Here is a 21296-nt window from a genome sequence, read left to right as displayed (position 1 = left end):
CCGCCGTGGCGGCTGCGTAAGTCCCGGCACGGGACACTACATCGGGACCTACCATCGAAGGACAGCAGCCTGAGCAAACGCACTGGGGTGACCGTGAGCAACTGGGCCGACCTGACGAACGGCAAGCGCATCAAGCACCTCAGGGGCTCCGACCTGACCCAGCAGGGGCTCGCCGACGCGGCGGGGCTGTCCCTGGCCCTGGTGCAGAAGGCCGGGCAGGACCGGGGCGAGTCGTCCATCGGTTCCCTCCCCGAGCTCGCCCACGCGCGCGATGTCTCCCGTGGAGCGGATCCACGGAAGAGGACGGCACCCCCGCACGGGTGCCGTCCTCTTCTTTCGTGATCCGGAGCCGCTGCCGATCGGTGAGGGTGGTCGGGTGACAGGCAACGGCTCCGGGGCTTCGCGTGCTCCTAGCGGTGGTCGCTGCCCGCCGAGGTGACCGCCGCGCGGCCGGCCTCCAGCCGGGCGACCGGGATGCGGAACGGGGAGCAGGAGACGTAGTCCAGGCCGACCTCGTGGAAGAAGTGGACGGACTCCGGGTCGCCGCCGTGCTCGCCGCAGACGCCGAGCTTGAGGTCGGGGCGGGTCTCGCGGCCGGCCCTGGCGGCCAGCTTCACCAGGGAGCCGACGCCGTCCTGGTCGATCGTCTCGAACGGCGAGACCCCGAAGATGCCCTTCTCCAGGTACGCGGTGAAGAAGGAGGCCTCCACGTCGTCCCGGGAGAAGCCCCAGACCGTCTGGGTGAGGTCGTTCGTGCCGAAGGAGAAGAACTCCGCCGCCTCGGCGATCTGGCCGGCGGTCAGCGCGGCGCGCGGCAGTTCGATCATCGTGCCGATGGCGAGCTTCAGCCGGGTGCCGGTGGCCTTCTCGACCTCCGCGATGACCTGGTCGGCCTCCTCGCGGACGATCTCCAGCTCCTGGACCGTGCCGACCAGCGGGATCATGATCTCCGCACGCGGGTCGGCCTTGGCGCTCCTGCGCTCGGCCGCCGCCTCCGCGATGGCCCGTACCTGCATGGTGAACAGGCCGGGGATGACCAGACCGAGGCGGACACCGCGCAGACCCAGCATCGGGTTCTGCTCGTGCAGCCGGTGCACGGCCTGGAGCAGGCGCAGTTCGTTCTCGTGCGGCTCCTGCCGGGACTCGGCGAGGGCGACACGGACCGACAGTTCGGTGATGTCGGGCAGGAACTCGTGCAGCGGGGGGTCGAGGAGGCGGATGGTGACCGGGAGGCCGTCCATCGCCTCGAAGAGCTCCACGAAGTCCCGCTTCTGAAGCGGCAGCAGGGCCTTGAGGGATTCCTCGCGCTCGGCCTCGGTGTCGGCGAGGATCAGGCGTTCGACCAGTTCACGGCGGTCACCGAGGAACATGTGCTCGGTGCGGCACAGGCCGATGCCCTGGGCGCCGAACCGGCGGGCGCGCAGCGCGTCCTCGGCGTTGTCGGCGTTGGCGCGCACCCGCAGCCGGCGCTTGCGGTCGGCGAAGGCCATCATCCGGTGCACGGCCTCGACGAGTTCGTCGGCGTCGTCGGCGCCCGGGTGCATCCGGCCCTCGAAGTACTCCACGACGGGGGACGGGACGACCGGCACCTCGCCGAGGTAGACCTTGCCGGAGGAGCCGTCGATGGAGACGATGTCGCCCTCCTCCACCACGTGCCCGCCCGGGACGGTCATCCGGCGGCGCTTGGTGTCGACCTCGAGCTCCTCGGCGCCGCAGACGCAGGTCTTGCCCATGCCGCGGGCGACGACGGCGGCGTGGGAGGTCTTGCCGCCGCGCGAGGTGAGGATGCCCTCGGCCGCGATCATGCCGTCGAGGTCGTCGGGGTTGGTCTCCCGGCGGATCAGGATGACCTTCTCGCCGGAGCGGGACCACTTGACCGCGGTGTAGGAGTCGAAGACGGCCTTGCCGACGGCCGCGCCCGGGGAGGCGGCGATACCGCGTCCGACCTTCTCGACCCCTGCCCCGCCGCGGGCGTACTCGTCGTCGAAGCGGGGGAACATCAGCTGGGCGAGCTGGGCGCCGTTGACCCGGCAGAGCGCCTCGGCCTCGTCGATCAGGCCCTGGTCGACGAGCTGGGTGGCGATGCGGAAGGCGGCGCCCGCGGTGCGCTTGCCGACGCGGGTCTGGAGCATCCACAGCCGGCCGCGCTCGATGGTGAACTCGATGTCGCAGAGATCCAGGTAGTGGTTCTCCAGCGTCTCCATGATCTGCATCAGCTGGTCGTAGGACTTCTTGTCGATCGACTCCAGCTCCGCCAGCGCGACCGTGTTGCGGATGCCCGCGACGACGTCCTCGCCCTGGGCGTTCTGCAGGTAGTCGCCGTAGACGCCCTGGTGTCCCGAGGCGGGGTCGCGGGTGAAGGCGACGCCGGTGCCGGAGTCCGGGCCGAGGTTGCCGAAGACCATGGAGCAGATGTTGACGGCGGTGCCGAGGTCGTGCGGGATGCGCTCCTGGCGGCGGTAGAGCTTGGCGCGGTCGCCGTTCCAGGAGTCGAAGACCGCCTTGATGGCGAGGTCCATCTGCTCGCGCGGGTCCTGGGGGAAGTCCCGGCCGCACTCGGTCTTGACGATCTTCTTGAACTTGGTGACGAGCTTCTTGAGGTCGGCGGCCTCCAGCTCGGTGTCGACGGTGACCTTCTTGGCCGCCTTCGCCGCTTCCAGCGCGTCCTCGAACAGGTCGCCGTCGACGCCGAGGACGGTCTTGCCGAACATCTGGATGAGGCGCCGGTAGGAGTCCCAGGCGAACCGGTCGTCGCCGGCCTGCCTGGCCAGGCCCTGCACGGACTTGTCCGACAGACCGATGTTGAGGACGGTGTCCATCATGCCCGGCATGGAGAACTTGGCCCCGGAGCGGACCGAGACGAGAAGGGGGTCGTCGGCCTGGCCGAGCTTCTTGCCCATCCTCGCCTCGAGGGCGTCGAGGTGCGCACTCACCTCGTCACGCAGTGCCGCCGGCTCCTCGCCACTGTCGAGGTAGGTCTTGCAGGCCTCGGTGGTGATGGTGAAGCCGGGAGGGACGGGAAGGCCCAGGTTGGTCATCTCGGCGAGGTTGGCGCCCTTGCCGCCGAGCAGATCCTTGAGGTCCTTGTTGCCCTCGGTGAAGTCGTAGACGAACTTCACGCCCTCAACGTTCGTGCCCGGCTGAGCTACATGGGGATCTTTGTTTTCCGACACGGGTCTCGACTCCTCGAGGACGCGGTGGCTGCCCTGACGGCGAGGAATGTACCCAGATCAAAGGCTTCTGGGTACGTCCACTTGTGCGTCATGCGCCTGTAACCACCCGTGCGCCAGCGGATTGAAAGTCACAGCGCGGCAAGCGGTCACGGTCGGGTGTTTTCACTTCTTGAACACACCACCCCACCATCAGGGCTCCCTCGCGCTCACATGAGCGGCAATCCCTCCGCTTGCTTTCGCTCGGTGAACGATCAGCGGGTGGCACTGAGTGCCAACCTTTGAGAAGTGCAGCGGCCCAGCGTTCGCTCATCTGAGCGCAACCCTTATCAAGGGTGGTGAGAATCACGCTGCCACACGCGGGCGGATTTCACCATGCGGACCGGGACGACGGACGCCCGGACCGGTGCGCGATACGGTGCGCCCGGCCCGGGGCGGCGGGCGTCCGCCCCGCAAAATCCCCGGTCAGGTGAACGCGCGGGCCTGTTCGCCCGTACGGAACAGTGGCGGACCCGGACCCCCACGCCGGGTCCGCCTTCTCCCTGGCCTCGGTACGGAAGGAACCTCCGGGTTGCCTGCCTTCACACGCGTCCTCGCACGCCTGCGCGCTCTCGGCCGCCCGCGTCTCCTCTCGCGCCTGCGGGAGGCACGCGACGCGCACCCCGCCGCCGCGCGCACGTTCCGGCGGACCGTCCACGTCCTCGCCGCCCTCCTGGTCGTCGGCGCGCTCCTGATGCCGAACAACGCTCCGGCCCTGCGTCCGGGCGGCTTCACGCGCCTCCCCGCCGAGGCGATCGTCGGCGCCGTCCTGCTGCTCGCCCTGCCCCGCCGGCCGCGCATCGTCGTGGCCGCGCTGTACGGGGCGGCCATCGGCGTACTGACCGTGCTGAACCTGCTGGACATCGGGTTCTACGAGTATCTGGGCCGCGGCTTCAACCTCGTACTGGACTGGGGCCTGCTCGACGACGCCCAGTCCTACATCGAGGACTCGATGGGCCGAGCGACGGCCGTCGCCGCGGCCGTCGGCGCGGTCCTGCTCGTCCTGCTGCTCGTCGTCGTCATGGCGCTGGCCGCCGTCCGGCTGGGCAACCTGCTGGCCCGGCACCGGAGCCGCGCCACCCAGGGCGCGCTGATCGCGGGCACCGTGTGGATCACCTGCACCGCGCTCGGCGTGCAGATCGCCGGACTTCCGGTCGCCGCCGACCGGGCCGCCGAGACGGCGCAGGGGCAGACGGAGCGCGTGCTGGCCACCCTGCGCGACGAGGCGGCGTTCGCGAAGGAGGCGCGCAACGACTCCTTCGGGGCCACTCCCCCCGACCAGCTCGTGCCGGACCTGCGCGGCAAGGACGTCGTCCTCGCCTTCATCGAGAGCTACGGCCGCAGCGCCCTGGAGGACCCGCTGATGGCCCCCGGGGTCATCGACACCCTCGACGCCCGCACGTCCGCGCTGGCGCGGGCCGGCTACCAGGCGCGCAGCGGCTGGCTCACCTCGTCGACGTACGGCGGCAGCAGCTGGCTCGGCCACTCCACCACCCTCTCCGGCCTGTGGATCGACAACCAGCAGCGCTACCGCACCGCCACCAGCAGCGACCGGCTCACCCTCACCAAGGCGTTCCAGAAGACCGGTGCCTGGGACACCGTCGGCATCATGCCCGGTGTGCAGAAGGCCTGGCCGGAGGCGAAGTGGTACGGCCTCGACAGGGTCTACGACGCCTTCGAACTGGGCTACCGAGGACCGAAGTTCAGCTGGTCGACCATGCCGGACCAGTACGCCCTGGAGGCGTATCAGCGGCTGGAGCACGGCAGGAAGCACGACCGGCCGCTGATGTCGGAGATCATCCTCACCTCCAGCCACCAGCCCTGGGCGCCGCTGCCCGACATGGTCGACTGGGACGACCTCGGCGACGGTTCGGTCTTCGACGCGGTCGAGGAGGCGGGGAAGGACTCGTCCGACGTCATCGCCGACGCCACCGAGTCCAAGAAGGAGTACGGCAAGTCCGTCCAGTACTCGGTCGACGCCCTCACCCAGTGGCTGGAGCGCTACGGCACCGACGACACCGTGCTGGTCTTCCTCGGCGACCACCAGCCCATCGCCCGGGTCAGCGGCCACGGGGCCAACCGGGACGTGCCGGTGACGGTCGTCGCCAAGGACCCGGAGGTGCTGGAGAAGATCGAGGACTGGAACTGGACCGAAGGGCTCCGGCCGGCGAAGGACGCGCCCGTGTGGAGGATGGACGCCTTCCGCGACCGCTTCCTGAGGGCGTACGGATCCGTCCCGCACGCCACCGGGAACAAGGACTGATCAGCCGCCGGAGGTGTCGAGTTCCGCTTCCGCGCCGACACCCGCGCAGTCGTAGGGGTCCTTCAGCCAGCCGTCCGGCAGCACCACCCGGTTGTTGCCGGACGTACGGCCGCGGGGGCCGTCGGCGCCGGTGGGCCAGGGCTGGTCCAGGTCCAGCTCGTCGAGCCCGGCCCGCAGTGCCTCCAGGGAGGAGGTGATCGCGAGTCGCCTGCGCATCTCGGAGCCGACCGCGAACCCCTTCAGGTACCAGGCGACGTGCTTGCGGAAGTCGATCACACCGCGGGACTCGTCACCGATCCACTCGCCGAGCAGCGTGGCGTGCCGGACCATGACATCGGCCACCTCGCGGAGCGTGGGCCGCGCCAGGGCGTCGGCACGCCCTTCGAAGGCCGCGACCAGATCCGCGAACAGCCACGGCCGCCCGAGGCAGCCCCGGCCCACGACCACCCCGTCGCAGCCCGTCTCGCGCACCATCCGCAGCGCGTCCCCGGCGGACCAGATGTCGCCGTTGCCGAGTACCGGGATCTCCGGCACATGCTCCTTCAGCCGGGCGATGGCCTCCCAGTCGGCGGTGCCGCCGTAGTGCTGGGCGGCGGTGCGGCCGTGCAGCGCGATGGCGGTCACGCCCTCCTCGACGGCGATCCGGCCGGCGTCCAGGTAGGTCAGGTGGCCGTCGTCGATGCCCTTGCGCATCTTCATCGTCACCGGCAGCTCACCGGCGCCGCTGACCGCCTCGCGCAGGATGGACCGCAGCAGGTTCCGCTTGTACGGGAGGGCCGAGCCGCCGCCCTTGCGGGTCACCTTGGGGACCGGGCAGCCGAAGTTGAGGTCGATGTGGTCGGCGAGGCCCTCCTCCGCGATCATGCGGACGGCCTTGCCGACGGTCGCCGGGTCGACTCCGTACAGCTGGATGGAGCGCGGCTGCTCGGTCGCGTCGAACCGGATCAGCTGCATGGTCTTCTCGTTGCGCTCGACCAGCGCCCGGGTGGTGATCATCTCGCTGACGAACAGGCCCTTGCCGCCGCTGAACTCACGGCACAGCGTACGGAACGGCGCGTTGGTGATCCCGGCCATGGGGGCGAGCACGACGGGCGGCCGGACCGCGTGCGGGCCGATGGGCAGGACGGTGTCGACGGTCGGCGAGGACGTGGGCATTCCCCCATTGTCCCGCACTCCGCGGGGCACTCGATACAATGATCGTTCAACAGTCATTAGTTAGCCGCACTATCGACATGTGCGGCTCGCGATCTGCTGCTTGGCTTCCCCCCTCCCGCAGGAGGGGATTCCTACGGCTCGCGCCGCAGGGGTTTCTGCTTCATCGCCGACTGCCCGCCCGGAGTTCTCCGTTGAGGTCTTACACCGGCTCCACAGACAGACGCCGTCAGCCCGACGGCCAGGATGTTCTTCGCTGCGTTGACGTCCCGGTCGTGAGTCGTACCACAGCTGTCGCACGTCCAGGTGCGGATACTGAGCGGCATCTCGCCCCGCAAGGTGCCGCAGGCGGAGCACAGCTTGGAGGAGGGGAACCAGCGGTCGATCGCGATCACTTCGCGGCCGTACCACTGGGCCTTGTACTCCAACATGCTCCGGAACTGTGACCAGGCCGCATCGCTGATGGCGCGGGCCAGGCTTCCGTTCTTCACCATGTTCCGGACAGTGAGGTCCTCGATCACGATCGTTTGGTTTTCACGAACGAGCCGAGTCGTGAGCTTGTGCAGGTGGTCACGTCTCCGGTCGGTGATCCGGGCGTAGATCTTGGCGACCTTCCGGCGCGCCTCGGCCCGGTTCGCGCCGTCGCCCCTGTCCTTGCGGGCAAGCTGCCGCTGGGCCTTGGCGAGGCAGGAGCGGTCGCGGCGCTCGTGCCGGGGGTTGGAAGCCTTCTCCCCGGTCGAGAGGGTCAGCAGGTGGTCAAGTCCGACATCGATGCCGACGGCTGTATCGGTGGTCGGGAGCGGCTGAACCGTCGAGTCTTCGCACAACAGGGACACGTGCCAGCGTCCGGCCGCGTCCTGCGACACGGTCACCGTGGACGGCGACGCACCCTCCGGGAGCGCCGGTCCGCCACCTTCCCGCTCTCCCCACAGCAGCGGCGAAACCGTACCGCGACCGGTCCCGTCGCGGAATTCCCTTCTCAGGAGCACCTGTTGATGTTGCTCTTGCTGCACACTCCTTGTCGTCCCCGAACCGGGGCACAAGGACGGAACCACCCACACGCGAACTGCCGGAGGCACCATGCCGCAGATCGACACCAGCAAGGTCAGCCGCTGGGACCTGCACGGACGGGAGCACACGGTGCGCGTCCGGCGCACCGGCGTACAGCGCACGATCAGATGTGAGACATGCGGCTGGCGCAGAGGCGCCCAGTTCCTGCCGTGGCTGAAGGCGGAGGAGCATCTGACGGAGGCCCACCAGGCCACGGTGGACCCGACCGCGGCGTGAACGCGTCGGCCGCCGGCACCGGAACGCCCACCCTCCGGCCGAGTCGGGTGGAGAGTGGGCGAAGGCCGGGGGCCCAGAGGGCTGAGCCCCCTGGGCGGCGAGCCGCGTGGGTCAGCAGCCGATCAGCCGCGAGGCCAGGTATCCCTCGATCTGGTCCAGCGACACGCGCTCCTGCTTCATGGTGTCGCGCTCGCGCACGGTCACCGCGTTGTCGTCCAGCGTGTCGAAGTCGACCGTGACGCAGAACGGCGTGCCGATCTCGTCCTGGCGGCGGTAACGGCGGCCGATCGCACCGGCGTCGTCGAACTCGATGTTCCAGTTCTGCCGCAGCGCCTGGGCCAGACCCTTCGCCTTCGGCGACAGCTCCGGGTTACGGGACAGCGGGAGCACGGCCACCTTCACCGGGGCGAGGCGCGGGTCGAGCCGCAGCACGGTCCGCTTCTCCATCTTGCCCTTGGCGTTGGGCGCCTCGTCCTCGATGTAGGCGTCGAGGAGGAAGGCGAGCATGGCGCGGCCCACACCGGCCGCCGGCTCGATGACGTACGGCGTCCAGCGCTCGCCGGCCTCCTGGTCGAAGTAGGAGAGGTCCTGGCCGGAGGCCTTGGAGTGCGCGCCGAGGTCGTAGTCGGTGCGGTTGGCGACGCCCTCCAGCTCACCCCACTCGCTGCCGCCGAACTGGAAGCGGTACTCGATGTCGGCGGTGCGCTTGGAGTAGTGGGAGAGCTTCTCCTGCGGGTGGTCGTACCACCGCATGTTCTCCTCGCGCAGACCGAGACCGGTGTACCAGTTCCAGCGCTGCTCCATCCAGTACTCCTGCCACTTCTCGTCCTCGCCCGGCTTGACGAAGAACTCCATCTCCATCTGCTCGAACTCACGGGTGCGGAAGATGAAGTTGCCGGGGGTGATCTCGTTGCGGAAGGACTTGCCCATCTGCGCGATGCCGAACGGCGGCTTGCGGCGCGAAGTTGTCTGTACCTGGGCGAAGTTGGTGAAGATGCCCTGGGCGGTCTCGGGACGCAGGTAGGCGACGGAGCCGGAGTCCTGGGTCGGGCCGAGGTGGGTGGAGAGCAGACCCGAGAACTGCTTGGGCTCGGTGAAGGTGCCCTTGTTACCGCAGTTGGGGCAGTTGAGGTCGGTCAGGCCGCCCGCGGGGGCGTGGCCCTTCTTCTCCTCGTACGCCTCCTCCAGGTGATCCGCGCGGAACCGCTTGTGACAGGAGGTGCATTCGGTCAGCGGGTCCGTGAAGGTCGCGACGTGACCGGAGGCGACCCAGACCTCCGGGGCCAGGATCACGGACGAGTCGATCCCGACCACGTCCTCGCGGGAGGTGACCATGTAGCGCCACCACTGGCGCTTCAGGTTCTCCTTGAGCTCGACACCCAGCGGTCCGTAGTCCCAGGCGGCCTTCGTGCCACCGTAGATCTCACTACTGGGGAAAACGAAGCCACGGCGCTTGCTCAGGCTGACGATGGTGTCGATCTTGTCGGCGGCCACGGTGCTCTCTTCATTACGACGACGGGCGACGAAGCGAGATTGCTTCCAGCGAAGCACTCAGGCTACCGGCGCGCCCTGCCCCACGACCAATTCGGTGCCCCTTACATGGCCTCACGTGCGTTGTTGACAACGGTTTCCATATTAGTTGAAAATGGGTGTCATGAACGTACGACGACACCACATATCCGCGGCCGCCCTGGCCGCGGTCACCGCCCTCGGTCTCGGCACCCTCACCGCCTGCTCCTCCGACAGCGCCGCCGCGGGCAGCACCGACACGTTCGACGTCGTCGCGTCGTTCTACCCGATGGCCTTCCTCGCCGAGCAGATCGGCGGCGAGCACGTCAGCGTCACCAGTCTCACCGAGCCCGGCCAGGAGCCGCACGACCTGGAGATCAGCGCCAAGCAGACCGCGCAGCTCGAGGAGTCCGACGCGGCCCTCTTCCTCAAGGGCCTCCAGCCCACCGTCGACGAGGCCATCGGCCAGTCCGGGGTGAAGACGAAGATCGACGCGGCCGGTCTGACCTCCCTGGAGTCCCACGCGGACGAGCACGCCGAGGAGCACGCGGACGAGCACGCCGAGGAGCACGCGGAGGAGCACGCCGCCGAGGAGGAACACGGCCACGACCACGAGCACGAGGAAGGCCAGGACCCCCACGTCTGGCTCGACCCGGTCAAGTACGCCGAGGTCGCCGAGGGGGTCGGCAAGGCCTTCCAGAAGGCCGACCCCGACCACGCCGCCGACTACAAGAAGAACACCGAGGCCCTGGTCGGCAAGCTGAACACCCTGGACAAGACCTTCGAGACCGGCCTCGCGAACCGCGGGACCGACGTCTTCATCACCACCCACGCCGCCTTCGGCCACCTCGCCGAGCGCTACGGGCTGACCGAGGAGTCCATCAGCGGCCTCGACCCCGAGTCGGAGCCCAGCGGCGCCCGCGTGAAGGAACTCCAGCAGACCGCGAAGGCCGACGGCGTCACCACCGTCTTCTACGAGACGCTGGTCAGCGACAGGACCGCCAAGACCCTCGCCGCCGACACCGGACTGAGGACCGACGTCCTCGACCCCGTCGAGGGCATCACCGACGACTCCCGCGGCGACGACTACTTCCAGGTCATGGAAGCCAACCTCAAGGCCCTGCAGACGGCCCTGGGGGCCACGTGACCGCCCCTTCGGAGGTGGGCAGCATGACCGAGCCCGTCATCTCCCTGCGCGGCGTCCGCGCCGAGCTGGGCTCGCGCCCCGTGCTGCGCGGCATCGACCTCACCGTGCGCCGCGGTGAGGTGGTCGCCCTGCTCGGCGCCAACGGCTCCGGCAAGTCGACCGCCGTGCGCGGGATCATCGGCCAGGTGCCGCTCACCGCCGGCGAGATCGACCTGTTCGGCACCCCGCGGCGCCGGTTCCGCGACTGGGCGCGCGTGGGCTACGTCCCGCAGCGCACCACCGCCGCCGGCGGCGTACCCGCCACGGTCGCCGAGGTGGTCTCCTCCGGCCGTCTCGCCCGCACCCGCTTCGGCCTCTTCCGCAAGGCGGACCGTGAGGCCGTACGCCACGCCCTGGACCTGGTCGGCATGGCGGACCGCGCCAGGGACTCGGTGGACGCGCTCTCCGGCGGCCAGCACCAGCGGGTCCTGATCGCCCGCGCGCTCGCCGCCACCCCCGAACTGCTGATCATGGACGAGCCGATGGCGGGCGTGGACCTGGCCAGCCAGGACGTTCTCGCCGAGACGCTGAGAGGCCAGGTCGCCCGGGGCACCACGGTCCTCCTCGTGCTGCACGAACTGGGCCCGCTGGAGCCGCTGATCGACCGGGCGGTCGTCCTGCGCGACGGCTGCGTGGTGCACGACGGACCGCCCCCGGAGGCCGCGGCCAGCACTCCCCCACTCTCGGCTTCGCTCGAGCGGGGGGACCCCCAGCCCGTCCACGACCACGTCCACCCGCACGCCCCCGCGGGCCCCGAACCGATCTGCACAGGACTGCTCAGCTGATGGAGATCCTCGACTACGCCTTCATGCAGCGGGCGCTGTTCGCCGCCGTCCTGGTCGGCATCACCGCCCCCGCCGTCGGCATCTACCTGGTCCAGCGCCGCCAGGCCCTCATGGGCGACGGCATCGGCCATGTCGCCATGACCGGCGTCGGCCTCGGCTTCCTGCTCAGCTGGTCCCCGGTGTGGATGGCCGCCCTGGTCGCCGTCCTCGGCGCCGTCCTCATGGAACTGGTCCGCTGGTACGCCAGGACCCGCGGCGACATCGCCCTCGCGATGCTCTTCTACGGGGGCATGGCCGGCGGCGTGATGCTCATCAACCTCGCCCCCGGCGGCTCCACCGGCAACCTCCTCTCGTACCTCTTCGGCTCCCTGTCCACGGTCTCCGAGTCCGACGTCACCGCGATCTGCCTGCTGGCCGCCTTCGTGGTCCTCATCACCGTCGGTCTGCGCAGGCAGCTCTTCGCGGTCAGCCAGGACGAGGAGTTCGCCCGGGTGACGGGCCTGCCGGTGCGGTTCCTGAACCTGCTCACGGCGGTCACGGCGGCCGTCACGGTCACCGTCGCGATGCGGGTGGTCGGCCTGCTGCTGGTGAGCGCGCTCATGGTGGTGCCGGTGGCGGCGGCCCAGCAGCTCACCCGCAGCTTCGCCGCCACGTTCGCCATCGCCGTCGCGATCGGCGTGAGCGCGTCCATCGGCGGCACGGTCACCTCGTACTACCAGGACGTGCCGCCCGGTGCGACGATCGTGCTGCTGACCATCGCCGCGTTCATCGCGCTGACCGCGCTGGCCACCCCGCTGGCCCGCCGCCGCGCCCGGGCGCCGGCCGCCGCCCGACCGGGCGACGATCCGGCGGAGTGCGCGATTCCGGCCAGTCGCGCAGCAGGCGAAGGGACCGGCGCCTGACCGTTCTCCGCCCGTGCTGGCACAATGGCCCGGGCAGAGACCGGATGTGAGGAGGCAATCCCGTGACGACCGCAGGACCGCCCGTGAAGGGCCGCTCGACCCGGCAGCGTGCAGCCGTGGCAGCGTGCCTTCAGGAGGTCGACGAGTTCCGCAGCGCGCAGGAACTCCACGACATGCTCAAGCACAAGGGCGACTCGGTCGGGCTCACCACCGTCTACCGCACCCTGCAGTCCCTCGCCGACGCCGGCGAGGTCGACGTCCTGCGCACCGCCGACGGCGAGTCCGTCTACCGCCGCTGCTCCACCGGCGACCATCACCACCACCTGGTCTGCCGCGGCTGCGGCAAGGCGGTCGAGGTGGAGGGCCCGGCGGTGGAGAAGTGGGCGGAAGCCATCGCGGCGGAGCACGGCTTCGTCAACGTGGCCCACACGGTGGAGATCTTCGGCACCTGCGCGGAGTGCGCGGCGGCGTAGCGCCCGTCGTCGTTCCCCCGGTCCCGTGCGGGGCCGCGATGTCACCGGCCGGAGCCGCCCCTCTTTTTCTGCGGCTGGGCAGCTTTCTGCGGCTGGGCAGCCCTGCCCTGCTGAGACTGGGCATACCCGGCGGTCGACCGAGCAGCACCCTGATCGGTCTGAGAATCTGACGCCTTCGGCCCGCCGGCCCGCTGCCACAGGGCTTCCTGTCCTGCCGCGCTGATCGGGAGTGAGAAGAAGCGCACGTTCGTCTTGTTCTGCTCGACGTGGTGTTCTTCGAGCTGCTTCGGCGTGAGGGCCGGCTGCGACATCAGCCAGTCCTGGTACTCCTGCCGGGCCCGTTCCTGGCTGCCTCGGGAGGGCATGGGGTCCCCGCTCTCTCCCGCCTGGTTTCCTGAGAAGGACCGACGGTCCTCCGCTTGCTCCGCTTTGCCGGGCTTCAGTGCTCGCTCCAGCGCATCGAATACTCTCCCGCGCCTGCGCCGTGGCTCACCGGATGCCGGAGGTGGGTTGTAGCCGCTCATCATGCCTCTCATCGAACTCGGGAACGATGTTCCCTGACAACGAGTGACAGTCCCGGCTGGTTCAGCCGTCCGGCATCGCGGATGCCCCGCGCATCCCGCTCAGGACTCCTGGCGTCCCTCCATGGCCAGCAGCTCCTCGTTCGGGATCGCGCCGCCGAACCGCCGGTCGCGGGAGGCGAATTCCAGACAGGCCCGCCACAGGTCACGCCGGTCGAAGTCCGGCCACAGCACGTCCTGGAAGACCATCTCCGCGTAGGCGCTCTGCCACAGCAGGTAGTTGGACGTCCGCTGCTCACCGCTCGGCCGCAGGAACAGGTCCACGTCCGGCATGTCCGGGTAGTACATGTACCGCTGCAGCGTCTTCTCGTCGACCTTCGACGGATCGAGCCGCCCGGCCCGCACATCCTCCGCCAGCGCCTGCGCGGCGTCCGCGATCTCCGCACGCCCGCCGTAGTTCATGCAGAAGTACAGGGTCAGCCGGTCGTTGTCCTTCGTCTGCTCCTGGGCGATCTGCAGCTCCTTGGCCACCGACTTCCACAGTCTGGGCATCCGCCCGACCCACCGCACGCGGATCCCCAGCTCGTCCAGCTGATCGCGCGACTTGCGGATGAAGTCCCGGTTGAAGTTCATCAGGAAGCGCACCTCTTCGGGCGAGCGCTTCCAGTTCTCGGTGGAGAAGGCGTACAGCGAGATGGCGCCCACACCCATCTCGACCCCGCCCTGAAGCACGTCCAGCACCCGCTCGGCGCCGACCTTGTGCCCCTCGGTGCGCGGCAGACCGCGTTCCTTCGCCCAGCGACCGTTGCCGTCCATGACGATCGCCACATGCTTCGGGACCAGTTCCCCGGGGATCCTCGGGGGCCGCGCGCCGGACGGGTGCGGTTCCGGTGTCCTGTACTCCCGGCGCTGCCGCCCCAGGAACCCGCGTACGGCCATGTGTCTCTCGTCTCCTCGTGCCTACTTTTCGACGTACCTCAGCGAGCGCAGCCCGCGCTCCAGATGCCAGTGCAGGTACGCGGACACCAGCCCGCTCCCCTCCCGGACGTACCGAGCCTCGCACGCGTCCGCGGTCCCCCAGTCTCCCGTAAGCAGCGCCGAGAGGAGTTCCAGGGCCTGCGGGGAGGGTACGACGCTGCCCGGCACCCGGCAGTCGGGGCAGACGGAACCGCCCGACGCGACCGAGAAGAACCGGTTCGGCCCCGGCATCCCGCACCGCGCGCAGTCGGTGAAGCTGGGCGCGTACCCGTTGACGGCGAGGGAGCGCAGCAGGAACGCGTCGAGCACGAGATGCGGCGCGTGCTCGCCCCTGGCCAGGGTCCGCAGCGCGCCCACCAGCAGCAGATACTGCTGCACCGCCGGCTCGCCCTCGTGGTCGGTGAACCGCTCGGCCGTCTCCAGCATGGCCGTCCCGGCGGTGTAGCGCGCGTAGTCCGTCACGATGCCGCCGCCGTACGGAGCGATCGTCTCGCTCTGCGTGCACAGCGGCAGGCCGCGCCCGATCAGCTCGCTGCCCTTCGAGAAGAACTGCACGTCCACATGCGAGAACGGTTCGAGGCGTGCGCCGAACTTCGACTTCGTCCGGCGCACCCCCCTCGCCACAGCGCGTACCCGCCCGTGACCCCGTGTGAGCAGAGTGATGATCCGGTCCGCCTCACCCAGCTTCTGGGTGCGCAGCACGATGCCGTCGTCGCGGAACAGACTCATGGCACCCATTGTCGCCTACGCTCAGGGCACCTCACCGCGGCTGCGGGCATTGGCGTACGCCGTCGCCGCGCGCAGCCGCTCGGCGGGGGTCGCGTGCCGGACGACGCGGGGGTCGGCGTCCCACTCCCGGCCACCGCCGTAGGGTCTCAGCTGGACGTAGGGCCCCTCATGCCCCATGACGATGCCGATCCGCTCGGTCCCGGTGTCCACGACGTACGCGCCGACGGGCGGTTTCACCGCAGCACCGCCGCCGCGATCCGCCGCGCGGTCTCCACCGAGCACCGTCCCAGTTCGATCAGCGGACAGGGTGCCTCCCGCGCGAGACTCACCGGGTCCAGACCCAGTGACGGCAGGGTAATTCCTGCCTTCGCGAGTGCCGCCCGCAAATCCTCCACCACTTCCTCCGCTTCCTCGACGCAGTGCGCCGCGTGTTGTGCCGTCACTTTGATTCCCCTCACCTTCGGCTTTCACTCTTCGTATCCCAAGAGTGACGCTGAGTGCCTACACTCGGAAGAGGTTTGCGCCCTACAAGTTCGTGGCTGCACAAAGGGGTTGATCAATGGCCAACGGTTCGCGCCAGGCGGCATGGGAGTTCTTCGGAGCGGAGCTGAAGCGACGCCGGGAGGACGCCGGGTTCACGCAGGTGGAGCTGGGGACGAGGGTCTTCGTCTCGGGCGGCTACATCGGCCAGTTCGAACAGGCCATCCGCAAACCGCAATTGGACGTGGCCCAGCGGATCGACGAGGCGCTGGGAAGCGACGGTATTTTCGAGCGGCTGTGCAGGAAGCTGATCGACGACCGGCGGTACGCGGATTACTTCGCAGGAGTTGTGGAGTTGGAGAGACTCGCCACGAGGATCTGCGAGTTCGCGCCGACGCTGGTGCCGGGCCTTTTGCAGACGGCGATGTATGCGCGCGCGGTGACCGTGGCAGCCAACCCGTTCGTCACCGACGAGTATGTCGACGAGAAGGTTGCGGCCCGCCTCGAACGGACGCACATCCTCGCGGACGCTACACGGCCCGAGTATTGGGTGGTGTTGCATGAAACTGCGCTGCGCATGCCGGTTGGGGGGTACGAGGCGATGGCCGGGCAGTTGACGCATATCGCGCGCCTGCTCCGCGAACGCCAGGTAATGGTCACAGTGCTGCCGTACACGGAGGGGGCACACCCGTCGATGGGCGGGATGCTAACGCTCATGGAGTTCGACGATGCCCCGCCGGTCGCCTATACAGAGACCTCGTTTTCGGGAACCTTGGTGGATGACCCGACCGTGGTGAAGCGGGCACAGCGCGCATACGATCTGCTCAGGGTCGCCACGCTGTCGCCGGAGGCGTCCCTGGCCCTGGTCGAGTCGGCGGCGGAGGACTTCAGACGATGCGCGAGTACGACCTGAGCAACGCACGCTGGCGCAAGAGCACCCACAGCAACGGCGAGGGCGGCAGCTGCGTCGAAGTCGCCTACGACTTCCCCGGCGCCGCCCGCTGGCGAAAGAGCACGCACAGCGACGGCAACGGAGGCAACTGCCTCGAAGTAGCCGACGGAGTCCCCGGCGTCGTCCCCGTGCGGGACAGCAAGCTGGGCGCCGGCGGTCCGGTGATCGTTGTCGGGTCGGCCACCTGGACGGAGTTCGTCCGCACGGTGGGGACCATGCACGGCCCCCTGGGGTAAACCCCCGCTGAAACAGGGGCGTTGCCCGGATGTGGGCATCGCGACGATGCCGTGAGGCTCGTACGCATGCCATCGATCACACGCAACCTCGCCCTCACCGCCGTACCCGCCGCCGTCCTCGTCGCACTGTTGCCGCCCCTGACCGCCGACGCCGTACCCGGCCCCACGGACACCACGCGGCCCCTCACCTGGTCGGCCTGCGAGGGCACTGGTCCCGACCCCCGTCAGCAGTGCGCCACCCTCCAGGTCCCCCTGGACCATGCCGATCCCGACGGCGAGCAGATCTCCCTCGCGCTGTCCCGCGTCCCCGCCGAGGACGGCCGGGCGCGGCGCGGCGCGCTGTTCCTCATCCCGGGCGGACCGGGCGGCTCCAGCCTCGGCGACCCCTCCGGCAAGGGGCAGAAGCTGCCGCAGGAGGTGCGCGACCAGTACGACCTGATCGGGTTCGCGCCCCGCGGGCTCGCCCCGTCCACCGCCGTCGACTGCGCGCTGGAGCCCGGTGACCTGGCCCTGACGAAGCTGCGCCCCTGGCCGGCCCCGGACGGCAGCATCGACGAGAACCAGGCCACCGCCGAACGCATGGCGGGGACCTGCGCACGCAACGGCGGCGCACTGATCCGGCACATCAGCACCCGTGACAACGCCCGCGACCTCGACCGCGTCCGGGCCGCGCTGGGCGAGCGGAAGATCTCCGCGTGGGGCGTCTCGTACGGGACGTACGTCGGAGCGGTCTACAGCCAGATGTTCCCGCACCGGACGGACCGGATCGTGCTGGACAGCATCGACAACCCGGACCCGGCACGCGTGGCCCGCGCCTGGCTCGCCGGGCACGAGCAGGGCGTCGAGGACGTGTTCCCGCACTTCGCCGCGTGGGCGTCGGCGCCCGACAACCCGGACCGGGTGGCGGAGAAGGCCGCCGGGGTGCGCCCGCTGTTCCTGCGGCTCGCCGCCCGTCTCGACCGCGAGCCGATCCCCTGGCCCGGCGCCGATCCGGACGAGCTGAACGGCAACGTCCTGCGCCAGACCATGCTGGACAGCCTCTACCGGCCCGGCCGTTACCCGGCCCTCGCGAAGCTGATGCTGGCGGCCGGGGAGGGCACCGTACCGCCCGCGCCGGCCGGGCCGCCGGAGGAGGTGGCGCAGAACGTGACCGCCGTCGGCGTCGGAACGCTCTGCAACGACGTGGAATGGCCCAGGTCGGCCGCCGTGTACGAGAAGGGCGTCGCCGAGAGCCGGGCCAGGTACCCGCTCACCGCCGGCATGCCCCGCAACGTGATGCCGTGCGCCGCGTGGCCCTACCCGCCCCGCGAGGCCCCGACCCGGATCACCGGCCGGGGACCGTCCAACGTCCTCCTCGTCCAGAACGAACGGGATGTCGCCACGCCCCTCGGCGGCGCGCTGAAGATGCGCGAGGCCCTCGGCCGGCGGGCCGTGATGGTGACCGTGAACGCGACCGGCCACGACTCCTACCTCGCCGACGGCAACGTCTGCGGCGACCGCACGGTCTCCCGCTTCCTGGCCACCGGCGAGCGCCCGCACCGGGACACGTACTGCCGCTAGGAATGGGGGCGCGGGTCCGGGTCCCGCGGCCTCCGGAGACGAGGCGTTCGTCCGACCGGACGATGAACTGCCGATGACGCCGTTGGCGTGACGTTTCGCCTCCTTCGCAACCGGACCGCCCGCGCCCCGCCTCCTGGTGTGCAGAACCGACACCCTTCGGTGAGGAGCCCGCCATGACCGCGACCGCTTTCGAGTACGGCCCGCACCACGCCTTCGTCGACCCCTACGCCGTCGGCGACGGCACGGACGCCGCCTGGTGGCCCCCGGCGGAGGGGCAGCCGGCGGACGACTACCTGCTCGCCGCGCCGCACCCGGCCCCGCCGAACCCGGCCGACCGCCTCGACACCCACTTCGGCACCGGCACCGGGATCGACCCGCGCGACCGCCGCAGGCTGGACCTCCACGCCGCGCTGACCGCCGCCGGCATCCCGCCGCGTCCCGAGGACCGCGAGGCCATCGAGAGTCTGAGCGCCCTGTCGGGCGGCATCAACGCCACCATCCAGCGCTGGCTGCACCACACCCTGTGAACCGCCGGGCGGCTCACGGTCTCCCCGGTGCCGCGCCGAGCTGCCCGTGGTCCGGCTCACGTGGGTCTTCGCGGAGGGGGGCGGGCCCGGTCCCGAAACGTGGGCGGTCCCGGTGTCGCTGCGGCCGCGCGCGACCGGCGTCAGCGCCTCGCGCTCACGGTCCGACAGGCACCCGGGGCCCCGGGGCGACCGGCACGGACGGGCTGCGCGGGAACCGCTCGACCGGGCCGACGGGTCACGCCCGGTCGACCATCCAGGTGCCGTCCTCCTCGTCGTCGACCCGTACTTCCAGTTCGCGCAGGCTCATGCCGGCCTCCCAGAGTTCCCGGAAGCGTTTGATCCGGTCCTGGACGTGGTCCTGGCGGGCGATGAGCCGGGTTCTGATGTTGACGTCGCGCAGGTCCTGGTCGATCTCGAAGGAGACCGCCTCGTCGTAGACGATGAAGTCGTTGGTGGTGCCGCGCAGCAGGTGCGGCGGCAGCTCCGGCAGGACGGCCACGCGCACTTCGATGTGCAGGACCTCCTGCTCCTCGCAGAGCCGCAGCAGCCGGTCGTCCAGTTCGCGCGCGCTCTCCAGCAGGAACAGCCGCCGGACCGGGACCCCGTGCTCGTCGATCGCCTCCTTCTGGGCGTGCAGATAGCGGCTCGCGGGCTCGCTGTTCCAGAACTCCCGGTCGACGGAGGTGCTGGTGGCGCAGATGGAGCTCTCCGCGGCACGGGTCAGGGACAGCATCCAGTCGTGGTTCTCCCCGGGGCACTCCGCGGTCAGGGTGGTGAGGTCCGTCATCTGACCGATCACCCGCTGCATCTCCAGGCGGACGAAGGTGGAGAGGATCGGCAGGTCCGGCGCCAGGACCTCGGCGAAGTTGGTGGCCAGGTCGGGCACCGATTCGATACGGACCAGGGCCTGCGGGGGCGGGGGCTCGACACGGGCGGGCGGGATCAGACGGGCCTCGACGATCTGCTTCATGTCCTCGGTGTGCCGGGTCAGGCCGCTCTGCAGATCGTCGTAGCGCCGCAGTCCGTCCCGTACGGTGGCGGCGGTCTCGGCCAGCAGGCTCTCCGCCCGCCGGGCCCGTTCCTCCGCCGTCCGGTCGGGGTCGGGGCGGATGTACTGGAGGGCGATCGCGGCGACGGCGGCGAGTCCTGCGGCGCCGAGTTGCCGTGCGAGACCGTCCTCCGGGCTCAGTAACGCGGCGGCGCCCCAGGCGGGCAGGCCGACGACGAGGCCGGGAAGCAGTCCGCGGAACCAGAGGGCCGGGTGCGTCCCCCTGGGTGTGGTGTCCGCGGCGGGGCCGGCCGGTGGCCGGTCGGGGGTGTGCGGGGCGCGGGGCGGAGCCGGACGGCCGGGCGGCCTCCGGTCGTCCGGGTGATCGGATGTGCCCGTCGTGCCCGTCGGGCTCGACGTGCCCTCGGGCTGAGGTGCCTGTGCCGTGCTCATCTCGCTTCTCCCCCCGTTGGGAAACTTCGTCGGTTCGGGATGCGGGAAGTGCGTGGAGTGCCGTCGAGTCCGCTCGCGGCTGTGGGTGTTCCGGCCGGGTGGGTCAGGGTCTCGGCTCCACCTCCCGGTACGGCGGGGGGATCGCGTGCAGCACCAACTGGTCGCGGATGCGCTGTACGAGGGCGAGCCACTGCCGGGTGAACCCTGGCCGTTCCTCCAGCGCCGCCCACAGGGGCGCGAGTTCGCCGGACACCCGGGCCCGGGGCATCCACAGGTGCAGCAGGTGGTCCACGGCGGGCCGCAGTGCGCCGACCACGACGGGAAGGTCCCCGGGCGGGCCCGGTCGCGGCCAGGGTTCGCCGGGTCCCAGGCGGATACCGTCGAGGATGCGGACCACGGTCGTCAGCAGCCAGTCGTGCAGGGCGAGGTCGTCGCAGAGCCCGGCGACGTCGGCGCTGCGGACGCCCTCGGGGACGCGCAGCAGTACGGTGCGCAACTCGTCCGCGGCGAGGGTGAACCGCTCGATGGACGGGCCGTCGCCCTGCCGGGCGGGCACGGCCACCCAGCGCAGCCGGGTGGGCCGGGATCTCAGGGGCGGCCGCTGGTCGAGCAGCGGGTGCCGCAGCAGCCGGGTCTGCAGTCCGCCGGCGATCAGCCCGACGTCGAGTTCGCCGCGCCGCCCGCCGTCGAGCAGGCCCTCGGCGACCGCTTCGCGGGGCAGCTTGCCGAACGGCTCGACCACTCCGGGCCGTACCAGGTAGTGGCCCCAGGAACGGCGGTGATCGGGGCCGGTGGCGGGAACACGGAAGTACGCGGAGGTCTGCAGCACGCGTCCCTCGGTGAGCGCGGCCCGGGCGGCCACCGTGCCGACCGCGCGGACGCGGGAGCCGTTGGAGCTGGGGAGGGGGCAGTCGACCCCGGTGAGGGTGTCGGGGGACCGTCCGTAGAGATTGGGGCGTTCGGAGACCAGGACGCGCTCGTCGGCGCGCAGCCGCAGCAACTGGGCGGCGGCACGGCTGTCCAGCGCCTGCCCGGCGGGCAGCAGACAGGTCCGGACCTCGCCGCAGGCGAGCACGGCACGCGGTGCGGTCTCCTCCCCCGTCATG

21 protein-coding genes and 1 pseudogene are annotated in these 21296 nt (G+C 70.4%); 11 read left to right on the top strand and 11 right to left on the bottom strand.

The genetic code is table 11. From position 1 onward, the window contains the following. Positions 1-93 precede the first annotated feature (93 nt). A complete protein-coding gene (locus HTV45_RS10075) occupies positions 94-342 on the top strand; it encodes a hypothetical protein (protein WP_251691859.1) in 249 nt (82 codons plus the stop codon). Between the two features lie 68 nt (positions 343-410). Here HTV45_RS10075 and ppdK read toward each other — a convergent pair whose 3' ends face one another. Next, positions 411-3119: a pyruvate, phosphate dikinase gene (ppdK, locus tag HTV45_RS10070; protein ID WP_215205340.1), complete on the bottom strand. Its 2709-nt coding sequence runs from the start codon at positions 3117-3119 to the stop codon at positions 411-413. A gap of 622 nt (positions 3120-3741) precedes the next feature. Here ppdK and HTV45_RS10065 point away from each other — a divergent pair. Further along, positions 3742-5472, top strand: coding sequence for a CDP-alcohol phosphatidyltransferase (locus tag HTV45_RS10065; RefSeq protein WP_215205339.1), 1731 nt, complete (start codon positions 3742-3744; stop codon positions 5470-5472). Here HTV45_RS10065 and dusB read toward each other — a convergent pair whose 3' ends face one another. Together dusB and HTV45_RS10055 are read right to left on the bottom strand one after the other, a co-directional pair. After that, a complete protein-coding gene (gene dusB / locus HTV45_RS10060; RefSeq protein ID WP_215205338.1) occupies positions 5473-6627 on the bottom strand; it encodes a tRNA dihydrouridine synthase DusB in 1155 nt (384 codons plus the stop codon). A 131-nt stretch (positions 6628-6758) separates the two neighbouring features. After that, a pseudogene (locus HTV45_RS10055) lies at positions 6759-7523 on the bottom strand (RNA-guided endonuclease InsQ/TnpB family protein); the annotation flags it as partial. 181 nt (positions 7524-7704) lie between these two features. On the opposite strand from HTV45_RS10055, the gene HTV45_RS10050 reads away from it, so the two are divergent. Then, positions 7705-7911 carry a hypothetical protein gene (locus HTV45_RS10050; protein WP_215205337.1) on the top strand — a complete coding sequence of 69 codons (207 nt, stop codon included), beginning with the start codon at positions 7705-7707 and terminating at the stop codon, positions 7909-7911. A gap of 111 nt (positions 7912-8022) precedes the next feature. Here HTV45_RS10050 and HTV45_RS10045 read toward each other — a convergent pair whose 3' ends face one another. After that, on the bottom strand, positions 8023-9405 hold the full coding sequence (locus HTV45_RS10045; RefSeq protein WP_215205336.1) for a glycine--tRNA ligase: 1383 nt from the start codon (positions 9403-9405) through the stop codon (positions 8023-8025). A 160-nt stretch (positions 9406-9565) separates the two neighbouring features. On the opposite strand from HTV45_RS10045, the gene HTV45_RS10040 reads away from it, so the two are divergent. From HTV45_RS10040 to HTV45_RS10025, 4 genes are all read left to right on the top strand, one after another. Continuing rightward, positions 9566-10567, top strand: coding sequence for a metal ABC transporter substrate-binding protein (locus HTV45_RS10040; RefSeq protein WP_215205335.1), 1002 nt, complete (start codon positions 9566-9568; stop codon positions 10565-10567). Positions 10568-10590: 23 nt separating this feature from the next. After that, positions 10591-11391, top strand: coding sequence for a metal ABC transporter ATP-binding protein (locus HTV45_RS10035; protein WP_215205334.1), 801 nt, complete (start codon positions 10591-10593; stop codon positions 11389-11391). Next, on the top strand, positions 11391-12293 hold the full coding sequence (locus HTV45_RS10030) for a metal ABC transporter permease (RefSeq protein WP_215205333.1): 903 nt from the start codon (positions 11391-11393) through the stop codon (positions 12291-12293). Before HTV45_RS10035 ends, HTV45_RS10030 begins: the two co-directional genes overlap by 1 nt. A 62-nt stretch (positions 12294-12355) precedes the next feature. Further along, a complete protein-coding gene (locus HTV45_RS10025; protein WP_215205332.1) occupies positions 12356-12766 on the top strand; it encodes a Fur family transcriptional regulator in 411 nt (136 codons plus the stop codon). Between the two features lie 41 nt (positions 12767-12807). Here HTV45_RS10025 and HTV45_RS10020 read toward each other — a convergent pair whose 3' ends face one another. The 5 genes from HTV45_RS10020 to HTV45_RS10000 all read right to left on the bottom strand — a co-directional run bounded on the left by HTV45_RS10020 (position 12808) and on the right by HTV45_RS10000 (position 15437). Beyond that, positions 12808-13290: a hypothetical protein gene (locus HTV45_RS10020; RefSeq protein ID WP_215205331.1), complete on the bottom strand. Its 483-nt coding sequence runs from the start codon at positions 13288-13290 to the stop codon at positions 12808-12810. A gap of 99 nt (positions 13291-13389) precedes the next feature. Beyond that, positions 13390-14226 carry an isoprenyl transferase gene (locus HTV45_RS10015; RefSeq protein ID WP_215205330.1) on the bottom strand — a complete coding sequence of 279 codons (837 nt, stop codon included), beginning with the start codon at positions 14224-14226 and terminating at the stop codon, positions 13390-13392. Between the two features lie 21 nt (positions 14227-14247). Beyond that, positions 14248-14994: a DNA repair protein RecO gene (gene recO, locus HTV45_RS10010; RefSeq protein ID WP_215205329.1), complete on the bottom strand. Its 747-nt coding sequence runs from the start codon at positions 14992-14994 to the stop codon at positions 14248-14250. Between the two features lie 21 nt (positions 14995-15015). Continuing rightward, on the bottom strand, positions 15016-15231 hold the full coding sequence (locus HTV45_RS10005) for a hypothetical protein (RefSeq protein ID WP_215205328.1): 216 nt from the start codon (positions 15229-15231) through the stop codon (positions 15016-15018). Further along, positions 15228-15437, bottom strand: coding sequence for a hypothetical protein (locus HTV45_RS10000; RefSeq protein ID WP_215205327.1), 210 nt, complete (start codon positions 15435-15437; stop codon positions 15228-15230). Before HTV45_RS10000 ends, HTV45_RS10005 begins: the two co-directional genes overlap by 4 nt. Before the next feature lie 116 nt (positions 15438-15553). Between HTV45_RS10000 and HTV45_RS09995 the strand changes: the two genes are divergently transcribed. The 4 genes from HTV45_RS09995 (at position 15554) to HTV45_RS09980 (ending at position 18749) form a co-directional block, all read left to right on the top strand. After that, positions 15554-16387, top strand: a complete 834-nt coding sequence (locus HTV45_RS09995) for a helix-turn-helix transcriptional regulator (RefSeq protein ID WP_215205326.1) — start codon at positions 15554-15556, stop codon at positions 16385-16387. After that, the gene (locus HTV45_RS09990) at positions 16369-16662 is read left to right on the top strand and encodes a DUF397 domain-containing protein (RefSeq protein WP_215205325.1); all 294 of its coding nucleotides are present in this window, start codon (positions 16369-16371) and stop codon (positions 16660-16662) included. The genes HTV45_RS09995 and HTV45_RS09990 overlap by 19 nt, the downstream gene beginning before the upstream one ends. A 66-nt stretch (positions 16663-16728) precedes the next feature. Then, positions 16729-18222, top strand: a complete 1494-nt coding sequence (locus HTV45_RS09985) for an alpha/beta hydrolase (protein ID WP_215205324.1) — start codon at positions 16729-16731, stop codon at positions 18220-18222. Between the two features lie 173 nt (positions 18223-18395). Beyond that, complete coding sequence (locus tag HTV45_RS09980) at positions 18396-18749, top strand: hypothetical protein (RefSeq protein WP_215205323.1); 354 nt, start codon at positions 18396-18398, stop codon at positions 18747-18749. Between the two features lie 235 nt (positions 18750-18984). Here HTV45_RS09980 and HTV45_RS09975 read toward each other — a convergent pair whose 3' ends face one another. Then, the gene (locus tag HTV45_RS09975; RefSeq protein WP_215205322.1) at positions 18985-20190 is read right to left on the bottom strand and encodes a hypothetical protein; all 1206 of its coding nucleotides are present in this window, start codon (positions 20188-20190) and stop codon (positions 18985-18987) included. A gap of 103 nt (positions 20191-20293) precedes the next feature. Further along, entirely contained in the window at positions 20294-21295 is a 1002-nt protein-coding gene (locus HTV45_RS09970; RefSeq protein ID WP_215205321.1) for an SCO2521 family protein, read from the bottom strand. Between the last annotated feature and the right edge of the window lies 1 nt (position 21296).

Origin of the sequence: Streptomyces sp. CHD11, assembly GCF_018638295.1 — a bacterium.
GTDB lineage: Bacteria > Actinomycetota > Actinomycetes > Streptomycetales > Streptomycetaceae > Streptomyces.
This window is presented reverse-complemented; position numbering and strand designations above follow the sequence as displayed.

Bases quoted from the DNA above. Each gene is read 5' to 3' on its own strand.
- dusB (WP_215205338.1), bottom strand. From the start codon at position 6,627: ATGCCCACGTCCTCGCCGACCGTCGACACCGTCCTGCCCATCGGCCCG.
- HTV45_RS10050 (WP_215205337.1), top strand. From the start codon at position 7,705: ATGCCGCAGATCGACACCAGCAAGGTCAGCCGCTGGGACCTGCACGGA.
- HTV45_RS10040 (WP_215205335.1), top strand. From the start codon at position 9,566: ATGAACGTACGACGACACCACATATCCGCGGCCGCCCTGGCCGCGGTC.
- HTV45_RS10035 (WP_215205334.1), top strand. From the start codon at position 10,591: ATGACCGAGCCCGTCATCTCCCTGCGCGGCGTCCGCGCCGAGCTGGGC.
- HTV45_RS10030 (WP_215205333.1), top strand. From the start codon at position 11,391: ATGGAGATCCTCGACTACGCCTTCATGCAGCGGGCGCTGTTCGCCGCC.
- HTV45_RS10020 (WP_215205331.1), bottom strand. From the start codon at position 13,290: ATGAGCGGCTACAACCCACCTCCGGCATCCGGTGAGCCACGGCGCAGG.
- HTV45_RS10015 (WP_215205330.1), bottom strand. From the start codon at position 14,226: ATGGCCGTACGCGGGTTCCTGGGGCGGCAGCGCCGGGAGTACAGGACA.
- recO (WP_215205329.1), bottom strand. From the start codon at position 14,994: ATGAGTCTGTTCCGCGACGACGGCATCGTGCTGCGCACCCAGAAGCTG.
- HTV45_RS09995 (WP_215205326.1), top strand. From the start codon at position 15,554: ATGGCCAACGGTTCGCGCCAGGCGGCATGGGAGTTCTTCGGAGCGGAG.
- HTV45_RS09990 (WP_215205325.1), top strand. From the start codon at position 16,369: ATGCGCGAGTACGACCTGAGCAACGCACGCTGGCGCAAGAGCACCCAC.
- HTV45_RS09985 (WP_215205324.1), top strand. From the start codon at position 16,729: ATGCCATCGATCACACGCAACCTCGCCCTCACCGCCGTACCCGCCGCC.
- HTV45_RS09980 (WP_215205323.1), top strand. From the start codon at position 18,396: ATGACCGCGACCGCTTTCGAGTACGGCCCGCACCACGCCTTCGTCGAC.
- HTV45_RS09975 (WP_215205322.1), bottom strand. From the start codon at position 20,190: ATGAGCACGGCACAGGCACCTCAGCCCGAGGGCACGTCGAGCCCGACG.
- HTV45_RS09970 (WP_215205321.1), bottom strand. From the start codon at position 21,295: ATGACGGGGGAGGAGACCGCACCGCGTGCCGTGCTCGCCTGCGGCGAG.